This window comes from Streptomyces sp. NPDC090798, assembly GCF_044768965.1.
Classification (GTDB): Bacteria; Actinomycetota; Actinomycetes; order Streptomycetales; family Streptomycetaceae; genus Streptomyces.
Window position 1 is genome coordinate 171,171 of the sequence record NZ_JBIVXA010000016.1, and the last position, 17,973, is coordinate 189,143.

A 17,973-nucleotide genomic window follows, 5' to 3' on the forward strand; every position below is an offset into this window, starting at 1 on the left:
GGTTGACCTTGGCGCAGGTGAGCGTCGTCTTTCCGTGGGCCGTCCTGACGACGAACCTGCTTCCGCTCGGACCGTCGACGTCGAACCTTCCCCTGCGGTCCGTCGAGACGGTGCCCTTGCCGGACGGCCCAGCGCGAGTGCGGGGACGACCACGAAGGTGCCCCGATCCCCCACGCCGTGCGCGCATCACCCCATCTGGGCAGCGCGCCCCGCTCGTTCACCAGGGCGCTCCGTGAGATGCGAGGCCGTTTTTCATCGTATCGTCCCCTTTGTCGCACGGCAGCTCGTGAAGAACCGTCCCGGAATGGCGCGATGATGGTCGGCATGCGCATCCGTATCAACGCCGTCGACCTGCCCGGCCGCACCTGTCCGGCCCCCGCCGGCAGCGGCGCGCCGACATACGACAACATCCACGTGGCCGTACAACGCCGGGACCGGCCGGCCGAACTCCTCGAACCGCAGCCAGGGGACGCAGCGTCCGCGACCTGGACCCTGGAGTGCACCGCGCTCGCCTCACCGGCCGGCACGGACGTCAAAGGGCCTTACGTGCAGGACCGTCTGGGCCGCCGGTTCATCTACCTGTCATGGGGCACGGTCGACGAGTCGGGCGTCTTCAGCATGTTCCGGCGCGCCAAGCTCATGCTCGACGTCGTCCCCGCCGAGGTGCTCGCCGCCGCCGCGCGTGAGGGCCTGCTGGTCGGACGCCTCGGCCTGACCGACGCTCACGGCAACCCCCTGTGCGCGCGGGTCGAACCCCCGCACATCACATGGACCGCCGAGCCCGCCTCGTAGCCACCCAGCGTGCGGACCTCGGCCAACCAGGCCGGGAGGCACGCTTGTCGAGGACGCTCAGCGGGTCGCGGTGCCCTCGTCGACCGGACGGGCCGACGCGGTATCGCCGGGCGCGGGCTGAACGACGTGGGGCGCCGGTGCGGCGGACGCGTTCTCGGACTCGGCCTCGGGCGCGTTCTCGGACCGGGGTGCGGTGGAGGGCCCGGTGGAGGGCGCGGTGCCGTCGTGCTTCATGGCGTTGGTCTCGCTCTTGAGGATGCGCATCGACTTGCCCAGCGCGCGGGCGGTGTCGGGCAGCTTCTTCGAGCCGAACAGCACGATGATCACGATCGCCACGATCAGCAGGTGCCAGGGTTCCAGTCCGTTGCGGAGCATCCGGCCCACCTCTTCCCTTCACCGGACCCGGCGCCTCCGCGAACGCGCGGCAGCGCCCGTCACTATTGCCACATTGCGCAACTTTACAACCATCGGGCGGTGCCGAGCGTCCCCTACGTATGAGTCGGACGGATGAGAGCACACGTGTGACGACCAGCGACCAGGCGCGGCGCCCGCGCCGCAGACGGGGCCCCCTGCGGATCACCCTCGTCGTGGCCCTGACCGTGCTCCTGCTCGGCACGGCCGGACTCGGCTGGATCTATCTGAAGCTGAACGGCAACATCGACACCTTCGGCGCCGACGGCCTCTCCAAGGACCGGCCGGCCGGTTCGACGAAGGGCGAGAACGTCCTCGTCATCGGCTCGGACACGCGCACGGACGGAAACAGCGCGCTGGGCGGCGGCGACAAGGGCGACATCGGCCGCTCCGACACCGCGTTCCTGCTGCACGTCTACGCCGACCACCGGCACGCCGTCGCCGTCTCGATCCCCCGCGACACCCTGGTCACCCTCCCCCCGTGCAAGCTCCCGGACGGGAAGTGGACCAGGACGCGGCCGAACACGATGTTCAACGAGGCGTACTCCGTGGGGCAGACGGCCAAGGGCAACCCGGCCTGCACCCAGAACACGGTCGAGAAGCTGACCGGCCTGCGCGTCGACCACACCGTCGTCATCGACTTCAAGGGCTTCGCGGCACTGACGCGGGTCGTCGGCGGGGTGAAGGTGTGCCTCCCGCAGGACGTGTACGAGAAGGACCTCAACCCCAACCGCGCCACCCGGGGCGGACTGCTCTTCAAAAAGGGGGAGCAGAAACTCTCCGGGCAGCGGGCGCTGGACTACGTCCGCATCCGGCACGGCATCGGCGACGGCTCCGACATCGGCCGCATCAAACGCCAGCAGGCCTTCGTCGCCGGCCTGGTGAAGAAGGTGAAGAGCGACGGGCTCACCCCGACCGGACTGCTGCCGCTCGCCGACGCCGCGACGAAGTCGCTGACCGTCGACCCTGGGCTGGGAACGGCGAAGCGGCTGATCTCGTTCGCGATGTCCCTGAAGAACATCGACCTCCACGACACAAAGTTCGCCACCATCCCCTGGCGTTACCAGGGGGAGCGGGTCGCGATCGTCCAGCCGGACGCCGATCAGCTGTGGGCCGCGCTCAAGGCCGACCGCACCCTCGACGGCACCGACGCCGGCGGAAAGAAGGGCGGGCAGACCACCGCCGCGGCCACCGCGCCCAGCACCGCCGCGCAGGTCTCGGGGGACGGTATCGACGTCGCCGTCTACAACGGCACCACCACGCGCGGCCTGGCCTCGCGCGCCGCGACGGCTCTCACCGAGCACGGCTTCACCGTCACCCGTACCGCGAACGCGGTCGACCGGGACCGCGCCGGCACGGTGATCGAGTACGGCGCGGGCCTGCGGACCCGGGCCCAGACGGTCGCCCGGCTCTTTCCCGGCGCCGAACTGAAGTCCGTGCCGGGCGCGGGCCTCGACGTCGTCCTGGGCCGGACCTACACCACCACGGGCAGTACATCGGCCTCGCCCACGTCCACGCCCACCGCCCTGCCCACTTCGGTGGCGCGCGACGCGCGCTCCGCCGACGACGACGTGTGCTCCAACCTGTCCTACGGGTAGACCGCGTCCGCCGGAGACGGAGGGGTCCCGGGCGGCGTGGTGGCGGGCGAAGGAGTGGCACGCGGAGGGGTGACGTGCGTAGGGGTGGCCTGCGGGGTGTTGGCGGCCCGCACGATGACGTAGAGGGCCAGGGCGAGGACCAGCAGAGTGAGCCACCGCCACCGCGTCCAGGATGCGGCCATGTCCCGCCTTCTCTCTTCCGCCCGTTCACCGGTGCGCCGAGGCGAAGCGCTGGAGGGAAGAGTAAGCCCGCGTCACCCTCCGTCGTGGATGCGCTCGCCGCGCGGCCCTTGATCACTGTGGGAGATCCCGTGGCCGTACGCGTATTCGCACCCGTCTTCGCCTCCGCCTTCGCCTCCGCCTTCGCCTTCGCCTTCGCCTTCGTCCTCGGAGCGACGGCGTTCGTAGCGTGACCGCGTGGCCACCAGCCCCACCGCGTACAGGCCGAGGACGGCGGCGAGCAGCAGGTAGTACAGGGCGGGCAGTGCGGTCATGCCCAGCGGCGGGCCGAGCGGGGAGAGCGGGAGCGCGAGGCCGACGGCGGTGAGGGCGGTCGCGCCCCAGCCGACGGGACCCGGTTTCCGCCGGCCCCCCACGCCCCGGCGGCCCAGCCGCAGCAGGAGCATCACCAGGGCCTGGGTGAGCAGGTTCTCGGTGAACCAGCCGGAGTGGAACACGGACTCGTCGTTCGCCGTCCCGGGCCCGTGCACGGCGAGCGCGAGGACGCCGAAGGTCGCGAGGTCGGCGACGGCGTTCAGCAGGCCGAAGCCGGTGATGAAGCCGAGCAGGCCGCGGGAGCGCAGCACGGTGGGGCGCTTCAGGGTGCCCGGGGCGGGGCGGTCGTAGGCGAAGGCGAGCTGGGCCGCGTCGAAGCACATGTTCTGCACGAGGACCTGCGTCGGCAGCATCGGCAGGAAGGGCAGCAGGATGCCCGCCGCGAGCATCGCGATCACGTTGCCGAGGTTGGAGGAGAGGGTGACCCGCAGATAGGTGCCGATGTTGCCGCTGGAGTAGCGGCCCGCGGTGATCGCGTGGGAGATCGCGGTGAGGTCCTTGTCGGCGAGGACCACGTCGGCGCTCTCCCGGGCCAGGTCCGTGGCGTCGCGCGGGCAGATCCCGACGTCCGCGGCGTGCAGCGCGGGCAGGTCGTTGACGCCGTCGCCGAGGTAGCCGGTGGCATGTCCGCGATCGCGCAGTGCGACGGTGATACGCGCCTTGTGCTCGGGCGTGCAGCGGGCGAAGACGGTGGTGCGGTGGGCGAGCTCGCCGAGTTCGGTGTCCGTGAGACCGTCGAGGTCGGCGGCGGTGCGTACCTCCCCGGGGTCGAGGCCCAGGTCCCGGCAGGCGCGGGCGGCCGTGCCCGGGTGGTCCCCGGTCAGCACCCGTACGGCGACGCCCCGGTCGGCGAGCACCCGCAGCGCGTCGGCCGCGCTCGGTACCAGCGCGTCCCGCAGCGTGACGAACCCCTCGAAGGTCAGGCCGCGTTCGTCGGCCGGGGTGTAGTCGCGGTGGCGGGCGGGGCGTACGGCGGTGGCGACCGCCAGGACGCGCAGCCCGTCGTCCGTCAGCTCGTGGGCGCGGGCGAGCAGCCGTGTGCGCTCCTCCGGCTCCAGCGCACAGCGCTCCAGTACGGCTTCGACGGCGCCCTTGACCAGGAGGGTGTGGGAGCCGAGGGCGCCGGGGGTGCGCACGACGGCGGTGGTGAGGCGGCGTACGGGATCGAAGGGCAGCGCCGCGATCCCGTCGTACGCCATCAGGTCGTCCTCGGTGGCCGTGTGCAGGAGCGCCTCGTCGAGGGCGTCGGGTGCGGGCAGGTCGGCGAGTTGCAGCGTCCACCAGGCGGCCGCGGCGGCCCGGCGCAGTACCTCGGGCGCGTCCTCGCCGTCCGCGTCCAGCGCGCGGTCGACGACCGGCCGGTCCTGGGTGAGGGTGCCGGTCTTGTCCACGCAGAGCACGTCGATGGCGCCGAGGTCGTGGAGCGCGGGCAGCCGCTTCACGATCACTCCGTGCGTACGGGCCAGCAGTGACGCCCCGCGGGCCAGGCAGGTCGTGATGATGACCGGCAGCATCTCCGGGGTCATCCCGACCGCCACCGCGACGGCGAACGGCAGGGTCTCCAGGCCCCGCCCGCGCAGGGCCGCGTTCGCCATCAGGACCAGCGGCGGGGTGAGCAGCATGAACCGGATGAGGATCCAGGAGATGCCGTGCACGGACCGGTCGAAGGCGCTCGCCTCCCGCCGCCCCGGGTCCCGGTGTCCCTCGGCGAACCGCGTGTGCGCGCCGGTCGCCACGACCACGGCGGTGCCGCTGCCGGAGGCGACACTGCTGCCCTGGAAACACAGCTGCGGCTGCTCGAACAGCTCACCCGCCGTGGCACCCGGCGCGTCGACCGGGTACTTGGCGACCGGCGCCGACTCTCCGGTGAGCGCGGCCTGGTACACGGTCAGCCCGCCGGCCCGCAGCAGCCGTACGTCGGCGGGGACCAGGTCGCCCGGACCGAGGCGGATCACATCCCCCGGCACCAGCTGGTCGACCGGGAGGTCACGGTCGGTGGGTACCGCGTCCGTGTCGGTCCTGCGCAGCACGGTGGCGGTGCTGGCGACCAGGTCACGCAGCGCCGCCATCGAACGGTCCGCCCGGTGCTCACCGGACGACCGCAGCACACAACTGACCACCACCAGTACGGTGATCACGCTCGCGGTGCCCCAGGAGGCCACGAGCGCCGAGACCAGGCCGAGGCAGAGCAGTACGGCGGTGAACGGATCCCGCAGACTGCGCAGGAAGCGCCCGAACCACGGAAGGGGCCGCCGGGCGGGCAGGATGTTCTCCCCGAACCGGGCGAGGCGTTCGCCGGCCTGCGTCTCCGTCAGCCCCCGCGGACCGCTGTCCAGCCGCCGGAGCAGCTGGAGCGCGGTCGGCTCGCCGTGTTCCTGTCCGCCCGAAGTGACCTGGAAGACCCGGGGCTTCTCCGCCGCCGGGCCGTCCGCGGAGGCGGGGCGCTCGGCGCCCCCTCCCGCCGTCGCGGACGTCTCAGCCACCGATCCCGCGCAGCCTGCGTACGGGTGCCGATGCCTCCTCGGCACGTGCGGACAGCTGTCCGACCATCACGCGCACCACGGTCACGACATCGGAATCGTCGACGTAGTAGACCTGTCGGCGGCCTTCGCGCCGGGAGCGGACGAGACCCGCGAGCTTCAGCTTCGACAGGTGCTGGCTGACGGCGGGCAGGGCGCCGCCGACACGCTCCGCGAGGTGGGTCACGTCGCTCTCGCCCTGTGCGAGGGCCCACATGATGTGCAGCCGGGGCGAGGAGGCCAGCAGCCCGAACGCGGCGGCCGCGTCCGCCAGTACCTCGGCGGGCGGATCATCGAAGCCACCGGCGTATGCCGTCACAGTCTCTTCTCCCGTCCCGCCCCGGGCATCCGTGCCCGCGTCCGCGCCGACCCAGTTTAGGCGCAGCTACTCCGGCAGGTGGCTGCGCAGGTAGGGCAGCAGGCCCCGCTCCAGCAGGGCCTGCCGCCATCTCTCCCGGGCCCGGTCCACGTCGGTTCCGCCGGCGGGCTCCCGGCCGTCGGACGTGTCCTCGCGCTGACGCAGGGCCGTGCGCAACAGGGCCCAGAGCCCGATGCACGCGGTGAGCGCCGCGGTGAGTGCGAGCACCCAGCCCGCCGTGACGACCGACGTGGCGAACCCGGTGGCCACCCCGGTAAGACGCGCTCCGTACCCGATCAGCAGGAGCAGCGCCGCCGCGACGGCGGCCACCACGGGGGTGAGCACGGCGAGAACGGGCCACAGCCCGCCCTCGGTGGCCTCATGGGCGTCACGGGTCTCACGGGCGCAGAGGTAGTCGGCGTACTCGTCAGCCGCGGCGGAGGCGATCTCCTCCGTGGCTTCCAGCGCCAGGTCCCGCAGCCGTCTCGCGGCCCTGCCGGTGGGGTCGTGGCGCAGTGCGGAACGGATGTCGACGACGTCGAGTGCACACTGGAGCACTCGTTCGAATTCCACACGATCCTCCTGCCGGAGGCCGGGCGCGTGGGTCACACGTGGTCCCTGGTGTCGGCCTCGTCGAGGCGGTCGAGGAGGAACGGCATCATCCCGCGCTCCAGCAGGGCGAGTTGCCACGCTTCGCGCGCCCGCTTCACGTCCGCGTCCTCGTCGGCGGGCACCACGTCGTCCTCCGCGGAGCGGTTGTGGGCCGCCGCGACCAGCAGACAGGCGAGATCGGCGACCGCGCCGCCGACGGCCACGGCCGCCGCGACGAACCCCGCCGTGATCAGTCCCGCGCCGATGTAGGGGCGCCCGCCGAAGGCGCGCAGGGCGAGCCCGGACACCAGGAACACCGCCGCGGCGACGGCCGACAGGCTCGGCACGAACACCGCCAGCACGGGGAGCAGCCCGCTCCCGCCGCTGCCGCTGTTGCCGTTGCTGTCGCCGCTGCCGTTGCTGTCGCGTTCACCGGTCTGCCCGGCGGCAGAGGCCCTGGTCTCGGTGTACACGTGGTACTCGACGGCTGCCGCGGCGGCGATGGCGGCGCGCTCCCGCAGCGCGCGGGTGCGCAACTGTTCCCGGTTGAGCGTCCCGGCGGACCGCTCCAGCGCGTCGCTGATCCGTCGGGAGTTCAGGGCCTGGTCCAGGACCCGTTCGAAAGTGACGCCGATGTAGCCGATGTCCGCCCCTGAGGGCTCAGGTTCCGCCATGTCTCCCCCGTCGCCGCCCGCCAGTGTGATGGTTCCCGGATTGCGCAATCCCCAAAGGTTTCGAGCACCGGCTCACGGTGCCGAGTCCTTGGTGCCGGCGGCTGCTCGGTAGGCCTGGGTGGGGGTCATGGCGACCCCGTTGAGACTGACGGTCTTGTAGGGGCTGACCTTGGCGCAGGTTTTGGACTGGTCGGCGGTCTCGGCGTGGGCGTTGGCGGTGGCGGCCTTGGTGTCCGCGGGGGCGGCGGCGGGGTAGGCGGTGCCGCTGGTCCAGTCGGTGCCGATGACCAGGGTCAGGCCGGTGCCGCTGGCGGCGCTCGGCTTGAGACGGGAGGACGGCAGGCCCAGGGCCTTGGCGGCGGTCTGGGCCTCGGCCTTGTGCCCGCTGCCGTAGGTGAGGGTGGTCGTGGACGTGGTGCCGGCGGCGTTGCCGGTGGTGGTGCCGGAGCTGAAGCCCTTGTCGATGAGGGCGGTGGCGACGGCGGAGGCCCGGCCGGTGACGGTGGTGCCGTTCTCCACGGTGACCACGATCTGCGCGGCGGGGACCGCGGAGGCGGTGGCCGTGGCTTTGGCTGTCGCGGAGGCCGCGGCCGTCTTCTCGCCGGACGAACTGGTCAGGGACTGGTCGTTCGCGATGGTGTCGAACAGGCTCTGGGCCGTGGCGGCGGGCACGAGCCGGTTGCTGTCATGGGGGTCCGGCGCCGTCTGCATGGTGGTGAAGGTGATGCGCTTCGCCGGGACCTTGTCCACGTCGGCGGCGAGCCCGATCAGCTTCCCGACGGTGCCCAGGCCGGTGTCGACGGTGAGGGCCTTGGTCGCGGCGTCGGCCAGGCGGTAGACGGCGGTGGGGTCGGTGAGGGTGCCGGCGCTCTTGAACTTGCGGATCATCGAGCTGAGGAAGAGGTGCTGGGAGTAGGTGCGCCCCAGGTCGCTGCCGTCGCCGAAGCCGTGCCGGGAGCGGACGAACTCCAGGGCCGCGACGCCTTTGAGGGTGTGCGTGCCCTGAGCGAGTTTCAGGTGTGAGTAGGTGTCGTAGACGTCCTTGTCGACGCAGGCAGACACCCCGCCCACCGCGTCGGACATCTTCACCACGCCGGAGAAGTCGAGCTTGACGAAGTGGTCGATGGGGATGCCGGTGAGCCGGTGGACGGTGGCCACCTGGCAGGCGGGCCCGTACTGCAGGGCGCTGTTGACCATGCCGGTGTAGCCGTTCGTGGAGACGCCGGTCTCGGTGTCCTTGCAGGCGGGGACGGTGGTCACGGTGTCGCGGGGGATGCTCATCACGGTGGCGTTGGAGCGGTCGGCGGATATGTGCATCACCATCTCCACGTCCGCGTTGGACCCGGACTGCACACCGGTCCGTGAACAGCCGCCGCCGAGCTTGCAGTCGCTCGCGTTGGTACGGCCGTCGCTGCCCATCACCAGGAGGTTGATCGGGGTCCTGCCGAAGGAGTCGGCCTTCTCCTTGCCCGCGCTGTCCCCCGTGCCGTCGGTCAACGGGACGCTGTGGAGATTGCCGTTCAGATGCTCGTAGAACCACCACCCCCCACCCGCGGTAGCCAGGACCAGCACCGACAGCGATATCGCGGCCGTCCGCAGGATCCGCCTGCCCCGGCGCAGGGGCAGGGCCCGGCGCCCCGCGCCGGCCTTGGGACGCGCACGGGACCCCGTCCGGGAGGGCGCGGAACGGGAAGTCGCGGAACCGGACGTCGCGGAACCGGAGGTGTGGCGCTGCCGGGGCACCCCGCGTGCGTGGCTGCGTGTGGCGTTGCCGGCGGGGGCGTCCCCAAGGTCAGTCATGTTCGCACTCCCACGAAACGGTCGGGCCGTTCAGGCATACGTCAGGCGTTGCGGGGACGCCTCACTTGCATGGTTGCGCAATATAACAACCCGGCCCGAGACCCGGCACGGCTCCCACCCACCACCCCTTGAGAGGGCTCCGGACGCGAGGGCGTTCCGACGTCCGAAATCGCCGGTCGCCGCGGCGGTCCCGACTCATGACCGAGATGTGGTGAAGACGTGGTGATCGGTGGGGTCCAGGCCCGCTATGTTCGGTGCGATCATCCGACACTCGGAGCTGGCGTGCACAAGACAGATGAACGGGCCGTGGGGGCGGATGAACCGTCCACGGAGGCGGCGGCGGAAGCAGCCGTCGCGGTCCCCGCGGCGGCGGCGAGCGCCACGGGTCCCCGGCGTGACTGGCCCCGCCACTGGCCCCTTCTGCTCGGAGCGTGCGCACTGTCCGGGCCCGCGCTCTACGTCCTCAGCCGATGGATGGAGCAACCGGCCATGCAGGCCTGGCGGACCGTCGCTCTCGCCGTCACCGTGCAGGCGCTGCCCTTCCTGCTGCTCGGCACGGCACTGTCCGGCGCGATCAACGCGTTCGTGCCGGCCCGGGTGTTCACCCGGGTGCTGCCCCGGCGGCCCGTGCTCGCCGTCCCGGTCGCCGGAGTCGCCGGAGTCGTCCTGCCGGGCTGCGAATGCGCGTCGGTGCCGGTGGCCAACAGTCTGATCGGCCGGGGCGTCGCCCCGGCCGCCGCGTTCGCGTTCCTGCTCTCGGCACCCGCCATCAACCCGGTCGTGCTGACCGCCACCGCCATCGCCTTCCCCGGCCACCCCGAGATGGTCCTGGCCCGGCTGCTCGCCTCGCTCGCCACCGCCGCCGTGATGGGCTGGCTGTGGCTCTTCCTCGGCCGCGAGAAATGGCTCAAGCCTGTCGTACGGCACACCGGGCACCAGCCCGAGCAGAGCCGTCTGCGGGAGTTCCGGCGCGGCTTCCAGCACGACTTCCTGCACGCGGGCGGCTTCCTGGTCCTCGGGGCCATGGCGGCGGCCACGTTCAACGTGGCGGTCCCGCGCACCGTGCTCGACGCGTTCTCCGGTTCACCCTGGCTGTCGGTGCTGTTCCTGGCCGCGCTCGCCATCCTGCTCGCGGTGTGCTCCGAGGCGGACGCGTTCGTCGCGGCCTCGCTCACCGGCTTCTCGCCCGTCGCCCGGCTGGCGTTCATGGTCGTCGGGCCGATGGTCGACCTGAAACTGATCGCCCTTCAGGCGGGCACCTTCGGCCGGGCCTTCGCGGTCCGTTTCTCCGCGGCGACGACGGTCGTCGCGATCCTGTGCAGTGCCCTCATCGGAGGAGTCCTGCTGTGAAACGCCCCCTCCAGGTGACCCTGCTCGTCCTCAGCGGCCTCGGCCTGCTGCACGCCTCGCTCTTCACCGACCTGAGCCTCAGGTTCGTGAAGGAGGGGATGCGTCCGATGCTGGTCGCGTCGGGGGTGCTGCTGCTCGTGCTGGGCGTGGCGGAGGCATGGTCGCATCAGAAACCGGCCGGCGAGGATGGCCACGATCACGAGGGCGCGCACGCGGACCGGCATGGGGACGCACACGGTCACGACCACTCCACCGTGCCCCGTATCGCCTGGCTGCTGTTCCTGCCCGCGCTGAGTCTGCTCTTCTACGCCCCACCGGCCCTCGGCGCGTACACCGCCGCGCGCGAGGCACCCAAGGCCGTCACGGAGCAGAGGTACTTCGATCCGCTGCCGGCGACCTCGCCGGTCCCGCTGACGCTCACCCAGTTCACCAGCCGGGTGCAGCAGGACCACAAGCGGGACATCGACGGGCGTAGCGTCCGGATGACCGGTTTCGTCACGCCCGGCAAGGGGGCCGACGGCTGGTACCTGACCAGGATCATCTTCACCTGCTGCGCGGCGGACGCCCAGTCCGTGAAGGTGCGGATCCACGGGGCGGCGGCCCTGCCCGCCGACACCTGGGTGACCGTCACCGGAACGTGGCACCCCGGCGGAACGCTGGGCACGAGTTCCGCCCCGGCCGCGCTGGACGCCCGTACCGTCAAGAAGGTCGCCAAGCCGGTGAACGCGTACACGGACGCCCTCCCGCTGTTCTAGGCCCTGTCGTGCGGACAGGCCCCAGGCCCTCGCGCTACGCCGGCCGTACCAGCCCCACGTCATACGCGAAGATCACCGCCTGGACCCGGTCCCGTACGCCGATCTTGGCGAGGACGCGGCTGACGTGGGACTTGACGGTGGACTCCGCGAGGGAGAGGCGGTCGGCGATCTCGGCGTTGCTCCAGCCGGAGGCGATGGCGGTGAGGACCTCGCGTTCGCGGTCGGTGAGGGCGTCGAGCCGGCGCTCCTGCTCGGGGGTGTGCCCCGGGCGTCGCTCGGTGCAGGCGTGCGGTTCAGCTCGCGTCCGGCCATGATCTCGCCGTCACTGGTGGTGGCGATGTTCACGATCCCCAGGTCGAGACCGAGGAAGTCCACCGGACCGGTGTTGAGCGGCGCTTCAGGGACCTCACAGGTGGCGTTGAGGAACCACATGCCGTCCCGCTCCAGCAGGTCCGACTCGCCCTTGCGGTACAGCGCCAGCGTGGCCAGCTGCTCGGGTGAGGCGGTGAACGACACGTTCTTGACCCGGCCCGCCACGGTCCAGACCGACACCGTCCGGTCCGGGATCTGGCCATGCGTTCACACCACCCCCCGGCTCCGCCGGAGAAGGCATCCGGCCGCTCCGCGGCCGAACAGACACAGTGAGGGTGATACTGCGGCGCTCCGCGCCGCAGCCACGGGGATGCGATTCCTCCCGGGCGCAAACGCCCGGGGTTCCTCGCAAGAATTCGCTGAAAGCCGACGGGAGACGGCCGCAGGGCACGCCCGTACGGGACGGAACCGCCGCCCTGTTTCTCAGGAAGTTCCCAGAACCCCGGGTCCGCCGGGGTCCTCTCGGGTCCGCCGGGTCTTACGGACCCGTGACGTGGCGGGCGCGGTGCTGCCGTGCGCCACGGTCGCGGTCCTAGCGTTCGGCGTATGCGAGTACTGGTCACCGGCGGTGCCGGGTTCATCGGGTCCCATGTCGTCGAGGCGCTGACCGCGCGGGGGCACGAGGCGGTCGTGTTCGACCTGCGCGAGGGCCTGGACGTAAGAGACGCCGAGGCGGTCGGCGCGGCGCTGGCGGGTGTGGACGCCGTGTGCCATCAGGCGGCGATGGTGGGGCTGGGGAAGGGGTTCGACGACGCGGTCGAGTACGTGTCGCGCAACGACCTCGGCACGGCGGTGCTGCTCGCCGCGATGGCCGAGGCGGGGGTGCGCCGCCTCGTGCTCGCCGGGTCGATGGTCGTCTACGGCGAGGGCGCGTACGGCTGTGAGTGGCACGGACCGGTACGCCCCGGGCCCCGGACCGTCGCCGATCTCGACGCGGGGCGGTTCGAGCCCCGCTGTCCGCGGTGCGGTGAGGAACTGACACCCGGCCTGGTGCGCGAGGACGCTCCGGCCGACCCCCGGAACGTGTACGCGACGACCAAGCTGGCCCAGGAGCATCTGGCGGCGGCCTGGGCCCGCTCGACGGACGGTTCGGCGGTGTCACTGCGCTACCACAACGTGTACGGGCCCAGGATGCCGCGCGACACCCCGTATGCGGGGGTCGCCTCGTTCTTCCGGTCCGCGCTGGCCCGGGGCGAGGCGCCGCGGGTCTTCGAGGACGGCGGGCAGCGACGGGACTTCGTGCACGTACGGGATGTGGCCGCGGCCAATGCGGCGGCCCTGGAGGCGGGTTCGCGCGCCGGGGCCCTCACGGTCTACAACACCGGGAGCGGCGAGCCGCACACGGTCGGCGAGATGGCGAGGGCCCTGGCCACCGCGCACGGCGGGCCCGCGCCCGTGGTGACCGGGGAGTACCGCCTCGGCGACGTACGCCACATCACGGCCGACTCCGCACGGCTGCGCGCCGAACTGGGCTGGAAGCCCGAGACCGGCTTCGCGGAGGGGATGAGGGAGTTCGCTACGGCGAGGCTGCGCGGGGAGTAGCGGAGCAAGAGAGCAGGAGAGCAAGGGAGCAAGGGAGTAGGGGAGCGGGGAAGCAGCCGAGCAGGGGAGGGGCGGCCGGGGCCTGCGCCTCACGCCCCGGCCGTGGGCAGCGTGACCTCGAAGCGGCAGCCGCCGGGGACGTTGTGGACGGCGGCCCGGCCCTGGTGGGCCTCGACGATGCCCCGGACGATGGCCAGGCCCAGGCCCGCTCCGGCGGGGGGCGTGCGGGCGTGAGTGCCGCGCCAGCCGGTGTCGAAGACGCGCGGGAGGTCCTCCTCCGGGATGCCGCCGCAGCCGTCGGTGACGGACAGGACGACCCCCGCGTCCGAGCGCTCGGCGGCGACCGCGACCGTGCCGTCGGCCGGAGTCCGGCGGATCGCGTTGACGAGGAGATTGCCCAGCACCCGGCTCATCTCCTTGCCGTCCACCTCGACCGGCACCGGCTCGATACGGTCCCCGACCAGGCGTACGCCGTGCTCACGGGCGAGCGGGTCCGCGCCCGCGAGGGCGTCACCGACAAGGTCGTAGAGGGAGATGCGGGAGGGGGACAGGGCGAGGGTCCCGGCGTGTATGCGGGAGAGTTCGAAGAGGTCGCCGACCATGTCGTTGAGGCGTTCGACCTCGGTACGGATCTGCCGGAGATAGCGGTCCGGGTCGGCGGCCACCCCGTCCTCCAGCGCCTCCGACATCGCCCGCAGCCCGGCGAGCGGGGTGCGCAGGTCGTGCGAGATCCAGGCGACGAGTTCACGGCGGGAGGTCTCCAGCGCGCGTTCCCGGTCGCGGGACTCGGCGAGCCTCGCACTGGTCGCCTGCAACTCCCGGCTCAGCGCGGCGAGTTCGGCGGTCGCGGGGCCCTCGGGGGGCGCGAAGTCGCCGCCGTCGCCGAAGGAGCGCGCGGCCAGGGTGAGCGCCCTGCTGCGGGCCACCACCCAACGACCCAGCAACAGCGCCGTCGCCAGGGACACCACCGCCGCCATGGCCACCACGGTCGTGACCACACCCAGGTCGTGCGAGGACAGGAACATCGCCCAGGCGACGGCCAGCGTCCCCGCGAGCATCGCGGTGACCGCCACGGCGGCGACGACGGCGAGGGACACGGTCAGCGACCGCCGCCGGATCAGCCACAGCGCCCCCGCCCCGAGCAGCCCGGCCGCGGCGGCGCCGAGGAAGGCGTACAGGGCGATGAGCAGCATGTCGTGCGTGGAGTGCACGGTTTGCATGGCATGGACGGTGTGCGTGGCTTGCACGGCGTGTGTGAGAGGCATGGTTCGCATGGTCAGACCGCCTCCTCGCGGGACGTCAGGCCCTCCCGGGGCGTGGGCTCCTCGAAGCGGTATCCGACCCCCCACACCGTCTGGATCAGCCGCGGTCTGCCCGGATCCTCCTCGACCTTGCCCCGCAGCCGGCGCACATGCACCGTGACCGTCGACAGGTCACCGAAGTCCCAGCCCCACACCTCGCGCATCAGGTCCTCACGGCTGTACGCCCGGCCGGGATTGCGGAGGAAGAACGCGAGCAGGTCGAACTCCCGGATGGTGAGGGCGAGATCCTCGCCGTTCCTGGTGGCGCGGCGGGCGTCGGGGTCGACGGCGAGACCGGCCAGCCGAAGGGGGCGAGCGCCTGCGGCGGGGCGGCTGCGGCGCAGGACCGACTCCACCCTCAGGACCAGTTCGCGGGGGCTGAAGGGCTTGGTGACGTAGTCGTCGGCACCCACCTCCAGGCCGAGGATCCGGTCGTCCTCGTCACCGCGCGCGGTGAGCATGATGACCGGCACGGGCCCGTGGCCGCGCATCCTGCGGCACACCTCCAGGCCGTCCATCCCCGGCAGCATCAGGTCCAGCACCACCAGGTCGGGCCAGTGCGCGGCGGCCCGGGCGAGCGCGGCGGGCCCGTCCGCGGCACGGTCCACGACGTACCCGGCGCGGTCGAGGTAGCCGGAGACCACCTCGGCGACGGTGGGGTCGTCGTCGACGACGAGGACGCGGGCGCTCCGCCCGGGCCCGCCCGGGGCGGGTCCGTTACCTGCGGATTCGTACGGCTGCTGCATGAATCCAGCGTCCCACCGGCCGCACCCGCGTGCCGCGATCCCGCCGCGACGTCCGTGTTTCGTAAGGACCTGAAGTCCGATATCTCCCTTTCGTGTTCGTAGGGTGAAAGCCGTGACGACCTCCCCCGAACCCGACCCAGACCCCGACCCCGACAAGGCCCCGGACACGGACCCGGCACCCGTCGACGTGGTCCTCCCCCGTCCGGTCGACGAGATCCTCCCCTGTCCGGTCGACGTGATCCTCCCCTGTCTGAACGAGGCCGAGGCCCTCCCCTGGGTCCTCGCCCGCGTTCCCGCCGGCTGGCGCGCGCTGGTCGTGGACAACGGCTCCACGGACGGCTCGGCGGAACTGGCCCGCGGCCTCGGCGCGACCGTCGTGCGCGAGACGCGCCGCGGGTTCGGCGCCGCCTGCCACGCCGGTCTGCGAGCCGCCACCGCGGACATCGTGTGCTTCTGCGACTGCGACGCCTCACTGGACCCGGCCCGGCTCCTGCCCTTCGTCCGCGAGGTACGGGACGGCGAGGCCGACCTCGTGCTCGGGCGGCGCCGCCCACAGGGCCCGGGCGCCTGGCCCGCGCACGCCCGGGCGGGCAACCTCGCCCTCGCCCGGATGCTCCGCCGCCGCACCGGCCTGCGCCTGCACGACCTCGGCCCCCTGCGTGCCGCCCGCCGCGAACCGCTGCTCGCCCTCGGCCTCACCGACCGCCGCAGCGGCTACCCGCTCCAGATGGTCGTGCGCGCCGCCGACGCCGGCTGGCGCGTCACCGAGCACGACGTGCCCTATCTGCCGCGTACCGGTGCCTCCAAGGTCACCGGCACCTGGCGCGGCACCTGGCAGGCGGTACGGGACATGCGCCGCGTCCTCGCCGAGCCACCCGCTCCGTCGCGCCACGCCCACGCCGCCCTCCCCCCTTCACCCACCTCCACGGATTCCCGTTCCCAGGGAGGAACCAGCCAGTGACGACGCTCCTCGTCATCGCCAAGGAACCGCGACCCGGACGGGTCAAGACCCGCCTCACCCCGCCGTTCACGCCCCGGGAGGCGGCGCTGCTCGCCGGGGCGTCCCTCGTGGACACCCTGCGCGCGGTGGCGGCGACCCCGGCACGGCGCCGGGTGCTCGTGCTCGACGGGGCGGCCGGCGACTGGCTGCCGGCCGGCTTCGACGTCGTACCGCAGTGCGCGGGCGGCCTCGACGAACGGCTGGCCGCCGCCTTCGCGGGCTGCGACGGGCCCGCGCTGCTCATCGGCATGGACACCCCTCAGGTGACCCCCGCGCTCCTCACCGTGGACTTCGCCGGCTGCGACGCCTACTTCGGCCCAGCCGAGGACGGCGGCTTCTGGGCCCTCGGGCTCGCCGAACCCGATCCGGAGCTTCTGCGGGGCGTGCCGATGTCGACGCCCACGACGGGTGCGGTGCAGCGGGAGCGGCTCGTCGCCGCCGGGCTGCGCGTGCGCGACCTGCCCCGCCTCCGGGACGTCGACACGGCCGCCGACGCGGAGGCGGTCGCCGCGCTCGCGCCGCCCGGCAGCCGCTTCGCCGCCGAGCTCGGACGTCTGCGGACGGCCACCGGACGATGAGCACCGCGCACGGGACGACGACACCGCCGGGGCTGCCCGGCCCGCGCCCCTGGTCCGCCGACCCCTACGCGGACGCCCTGGTCACCGGCCGGGGCCCGCTCTTCCTCCGGCGCACCGACGGCTGGCTGCTGCCCCTGGAGGTGGAGCGCTGGTGCGCGCGGGCCGACGCGGTGGACCTGACCGTCCTGGGGCGCTGCGAGGGGACCGTGCTCGACGTGGGCTGCGGGCCGGGGCGGCTCGTCGCCGAACTCGCCGCCCGGGGGCGGCCCGCGCTCGGCATCGACGTCAGCGAGGCGGCCGTCGCGCACACCGCCCGACTCGGCGGACAGGCCCTGCGGCGCTCCGTCTTCGAGCCGCTCCCCGGTGAGGGCCGCTGGGACACCGCGCTCCTCCTCGACGGCAATGTCGGCATCGGCGGCGACCCGGCCGCCCTGCTCCGCCGGATGTCCCAACTCCTCACCCCCGGCGGGCTGTTGATCGTCGAGACCCTCGCGGACGTGGACGTCGACGAACGGGTCAGCGTCCACATCGTCCGGGCCCCCGACCCCCGGGGCACGGCCGGGCCGGCCTTCCCGTGGGCCCGCGTCGGCACCCCGGCGCTGCTCCGGCACGCGGCACGCGCGGGCTGGCGCCGGGACGGTCAGTGGTCGGCCGGGGGACGCTCCTTCGTCGCCCTGCGCAACCGCGACGGACGCGAAGACCGGGACGACCTTGACGATCGCGACGATCGTGATGACCGGGATGACCGGGACGACCGGGACGACCGGGACGACCGGGACAGCCGCAGGATGAGCAGCGCCGCCGAGCCCCCGAACAGCACCGCCGTGATCAGCAGCCAGCGGGCCAGGAAGCCGTCGCCCGAGAGCCCGGTGGCCAACCGGTAGCGCTCCGCCATCTGCCCGCTGATCAGCGGAAACCACATCAGCAGCAGAAGCGCCGAGAACGCGGCCGGGAACCGGACGTAGACCGTCCACTCCCGGCGGCCGACCGCGCCGAGACCCCTCGCCACGGCCCGGTCCGCCCCCGCGTAC

The 17,973-nt window shown here is 72.8% G+C and carries 17 protein-coding genes and 1 pseudogene; 8 read left to right on the forward strand and 10 right to left on the reverse strand.

What is annotated here, in order from left to right; genetic code table 11:
* Positions 1-324: 324 nt before the first annotated feature.
* Positions 325-792 carry a DUF5990 family protein gene (locus ACIQTP_RS31115; protein WP_403405982.1) on the forward strand — a complete coding sequence of 156 codons (468 nt, stop codon included), beginning with the start codon at positions 325-327 and terminating at the stop codon, positions 790-792.
* 57 nt (positions 793-849) lie between these two features.
* On the opposite strand, the gene tatA is transcribed toward ACIQTP_RS31115, so the two are convergent.
* Positions 850-1,167, reverse strand: a complete 318-nt coding sequence (gene tatA, locus ACIQTP_RS31120) for a Sec-independent protein translocase subunit TatA (protein WP_403405985.1) — start codon at positions 1,165-1,167, stop codon at positions 850-852.
* 119 nt (positions 1,168-1,286) lie between these two features.
* On the opposite strand from tatA, the gene ACIQTP_RS31125 reads away from it, so the two are divergent.
* The gene (locus tag ACIQTP_RS31125; RefSeq protein ID WP_403405988.1) at positions 1,287-2,801 is read left to right on the forward strand and encodes an LCP family protein; all 1,515 of its coding nucleotides are present in this window, start codon (positions 1,287-1,289) and stop codon (positions 2,799-2,801) included.
* On the opposite strand, the gene ACIQTP_RS31130 is transcribed toward ACIQTP_RS31125, so the two are convergent.
* The 6 genes from ACIQTP_RS31130 to ACIQTP_RS31155 form a co-directional block, all read right to left on the reverse strand.
* On the reverse strand, positions 2,792-2,983 hold the full coding sequence (locus tag ACIQTP_RS31130) for a hypothetical protein (RefSeq protein ID WP_403405991.1): 192 nt from the start codon (positions 2,981-2,983) through the stop codon (positions 2,792-2,794). The genes ACIQTP_RS31125 and ACIQTP_RS31130 overlap by 10 nt on opposite strands.
* 72 nt (positions 2,984-3,055) lie before the next feature.
* Complete coding sequence (gene mgtA / locus ACIQTP_RS31135; protein WP_403405994.1) at positions 3,056-5,839, reverse strand: magnesium-translocating P-type ATPase; 2,784 nt, start codon at positions 5,837-5,839, stop codon at positions 3,056-3,058.
* Positions 5,832-6,194: an ArsR/SmtB family transcription factor gene (locus ACIQTP_RS31140; RefSeq protein WP_402039091.1), complete on the reverse strand. Its 363-nt coding sequence runs from the start codon at positions 6,192-6,194 to the stop codon at positions 5,832-5,834. Before ACIQTP_RS31140 ends, mgtA begins: the two co-directional genes overlap by 8 nt.
* A gap of 66 nt (positions 6,195-6,260) precedes the next feature.
* Complete coding sequence (locus ACIQTP_RS31145) at positions 6,261-6,806, reverse strand: hypothetical protein (protein ID WP_403405997.1); 546 nt, start codon at positions 6,804-6,806, stop codon at positions 6,261-6,263.
* A 32-nt stretch (positions 6,807-6,838) separates the two neighbouring features.
* Positions 6,839-7,498, reverse strand: coding sequence for a hypothetical protein (locus ACIQTP_RS31150; RefSeq protein WP_403405999.1), 660 nt, complete (start codon positions 7,496-7,498; stop codon positions 6,839-6,841).
* A 72-nt stretch (positions 7,499-7,570) separates the two neighbouring features.
* On the reverse strand, positions 7,571-9,298 hold the full coding sequence (locus tag ACIQTP_RS31155; protein WP_403406002.1) for an LCP family protein: 1,728 nt from the start codon (positions 9,296-9,298) through the stop codon (positions 7,571-7,573).
* A gap of 474 nt (positions 9,299-9,772) precedes the next feature.
* Between ACIQTP_RS31155 and ACIQTP_RS31160 the strand changes: the two genes are divergently transcribed.
* A complete protein-coding gene (locus ACIQTP_RS31160; protein WP_403406134.1) occupies positions 9,773-10,648 on the forward strand; it encodes a permease in 876 nt (291 codons plus the stop codon).
* Positions 10,645-11,403, forward strand: a complete 759-nt coding sequence (locus tag ACIQTP_RS31165) for a TIGR03943 family putative permease subunit (RefSeq protein WP_403406005.1) — start codon at positions 10,645-10,647, stop codon at positions 11,401-11,403. Before ACIQTP_RS31160 ends, ACIQTP_RS31165 begins: the two co-directional genes overlap by 4 nt.
* Positions 11,404-11,437: 34 nt before the next feature.
* On the opposite strand, the pseudogene ACIQTP_RS31170 reads toward ACIQTP_RS31165, so the two are convergent.
* Positions 11,438-11,665 (reverse strand): annotated as a pseudogene (locus ACIQTP_RS31170) (response regulator transcription factor); the annotation flags it as partial.
* Between the two features lie 656 nt (positions 11,666-12,321).
* Here ACIQTP_RS31170 and ACIQTP_RS31175 point away from each other — a divergent pair.
* On the forward strand, positions 12,322-13,317 hold the full coding sequence (locus ACIQTP_RS31175; protein WP_403406008.1) for an NAD-dependent epimerase/dehydratase family protein: 996 nt from the start codon (positions 12,322-12,324) through the stop codon (positions 13,315-13,317).
* Between the two features lie 89 nt (positions 13,318-13,406).
* Here the strand turns inward: ACIQTP_RS31175 and ACIQTP_RS31180 are convergent, their stop codons facing one another.
* Entirely contained in the window at positions 13,407-14,537 is a 1,131-nt protein-coding gene (locus ACIQTP_RS31180) for a sensor histidine kinase (protein WP_403406137.1), read from the reverse strand.
* Positions 14,538-14,593: 56 nt separating this feature from the next.
* Complete coding sequence (locus tag ACIQTP_RS31185) at positions 14,594-15,364, reverse strand: response regulator transcription factor (protein ID WP_403406011.1); 771 nt, start codon at positions 15,362-15,364, stop codon at positions 14,594-14,596.
* Positions 15,365-15,578: 214 nt separating this feature from the next.
* On the opposite strand from ACIQTP_RS31185, the gene ACIQTP_RS31190 reads away from it, so the two are divergent.
* Genes ACIQTP_RS31190 through ACIQTP_RS31200 form a run of 3 tightly spaced genes read left to right on the forward strand, consistent with a single transcriptional unit; the run spans position 15,579 to position 17,826 of the window.
* The gene (locus ACIQTP_RS31190) at positions 15,579-16,325 is read left to right on the forward strand and encodes a glycosyltransferase family 2 protein (protein WP_403406139.1); all 747 of its coding nucleotides are present in this window, start codon (positions 15,579-15,581) and stop codon (positions 16,323-16,325) included.
* The gene (locus tag ACIQTP_RS31195) at positions 16,322-16,942 is read left to right on the forward strand and encodes a DUF2064 domain-containing protein (protein WP_403406014.1); all 621 of its coding nucleotides are present in this window, start codon (positions 16,322-16,324) and stop codon (positions 16,940-16,942) included. Before ACIQTP_RS31190 ends, ACIQTP_RS31195 begins: the two co-directional genes overlap by 4 nt.
* Positions 16,939-17,826, forward strand: coding sequence for a class I SAM-dependent methyltransferase (locus ACIQTP_RS31200; protein ID WP_403406016.1), 888 nt, complete (start codon positions 16,939-16,941; stop codon positions 17,824-17,826). Before ACIQTP_RS31195 ends, ACIQTP_RS31200 begins: the two co-directional genes overlap by 4 nt.
* Positions 17,827-17,973: the final 147 nt, after the last annotated feature.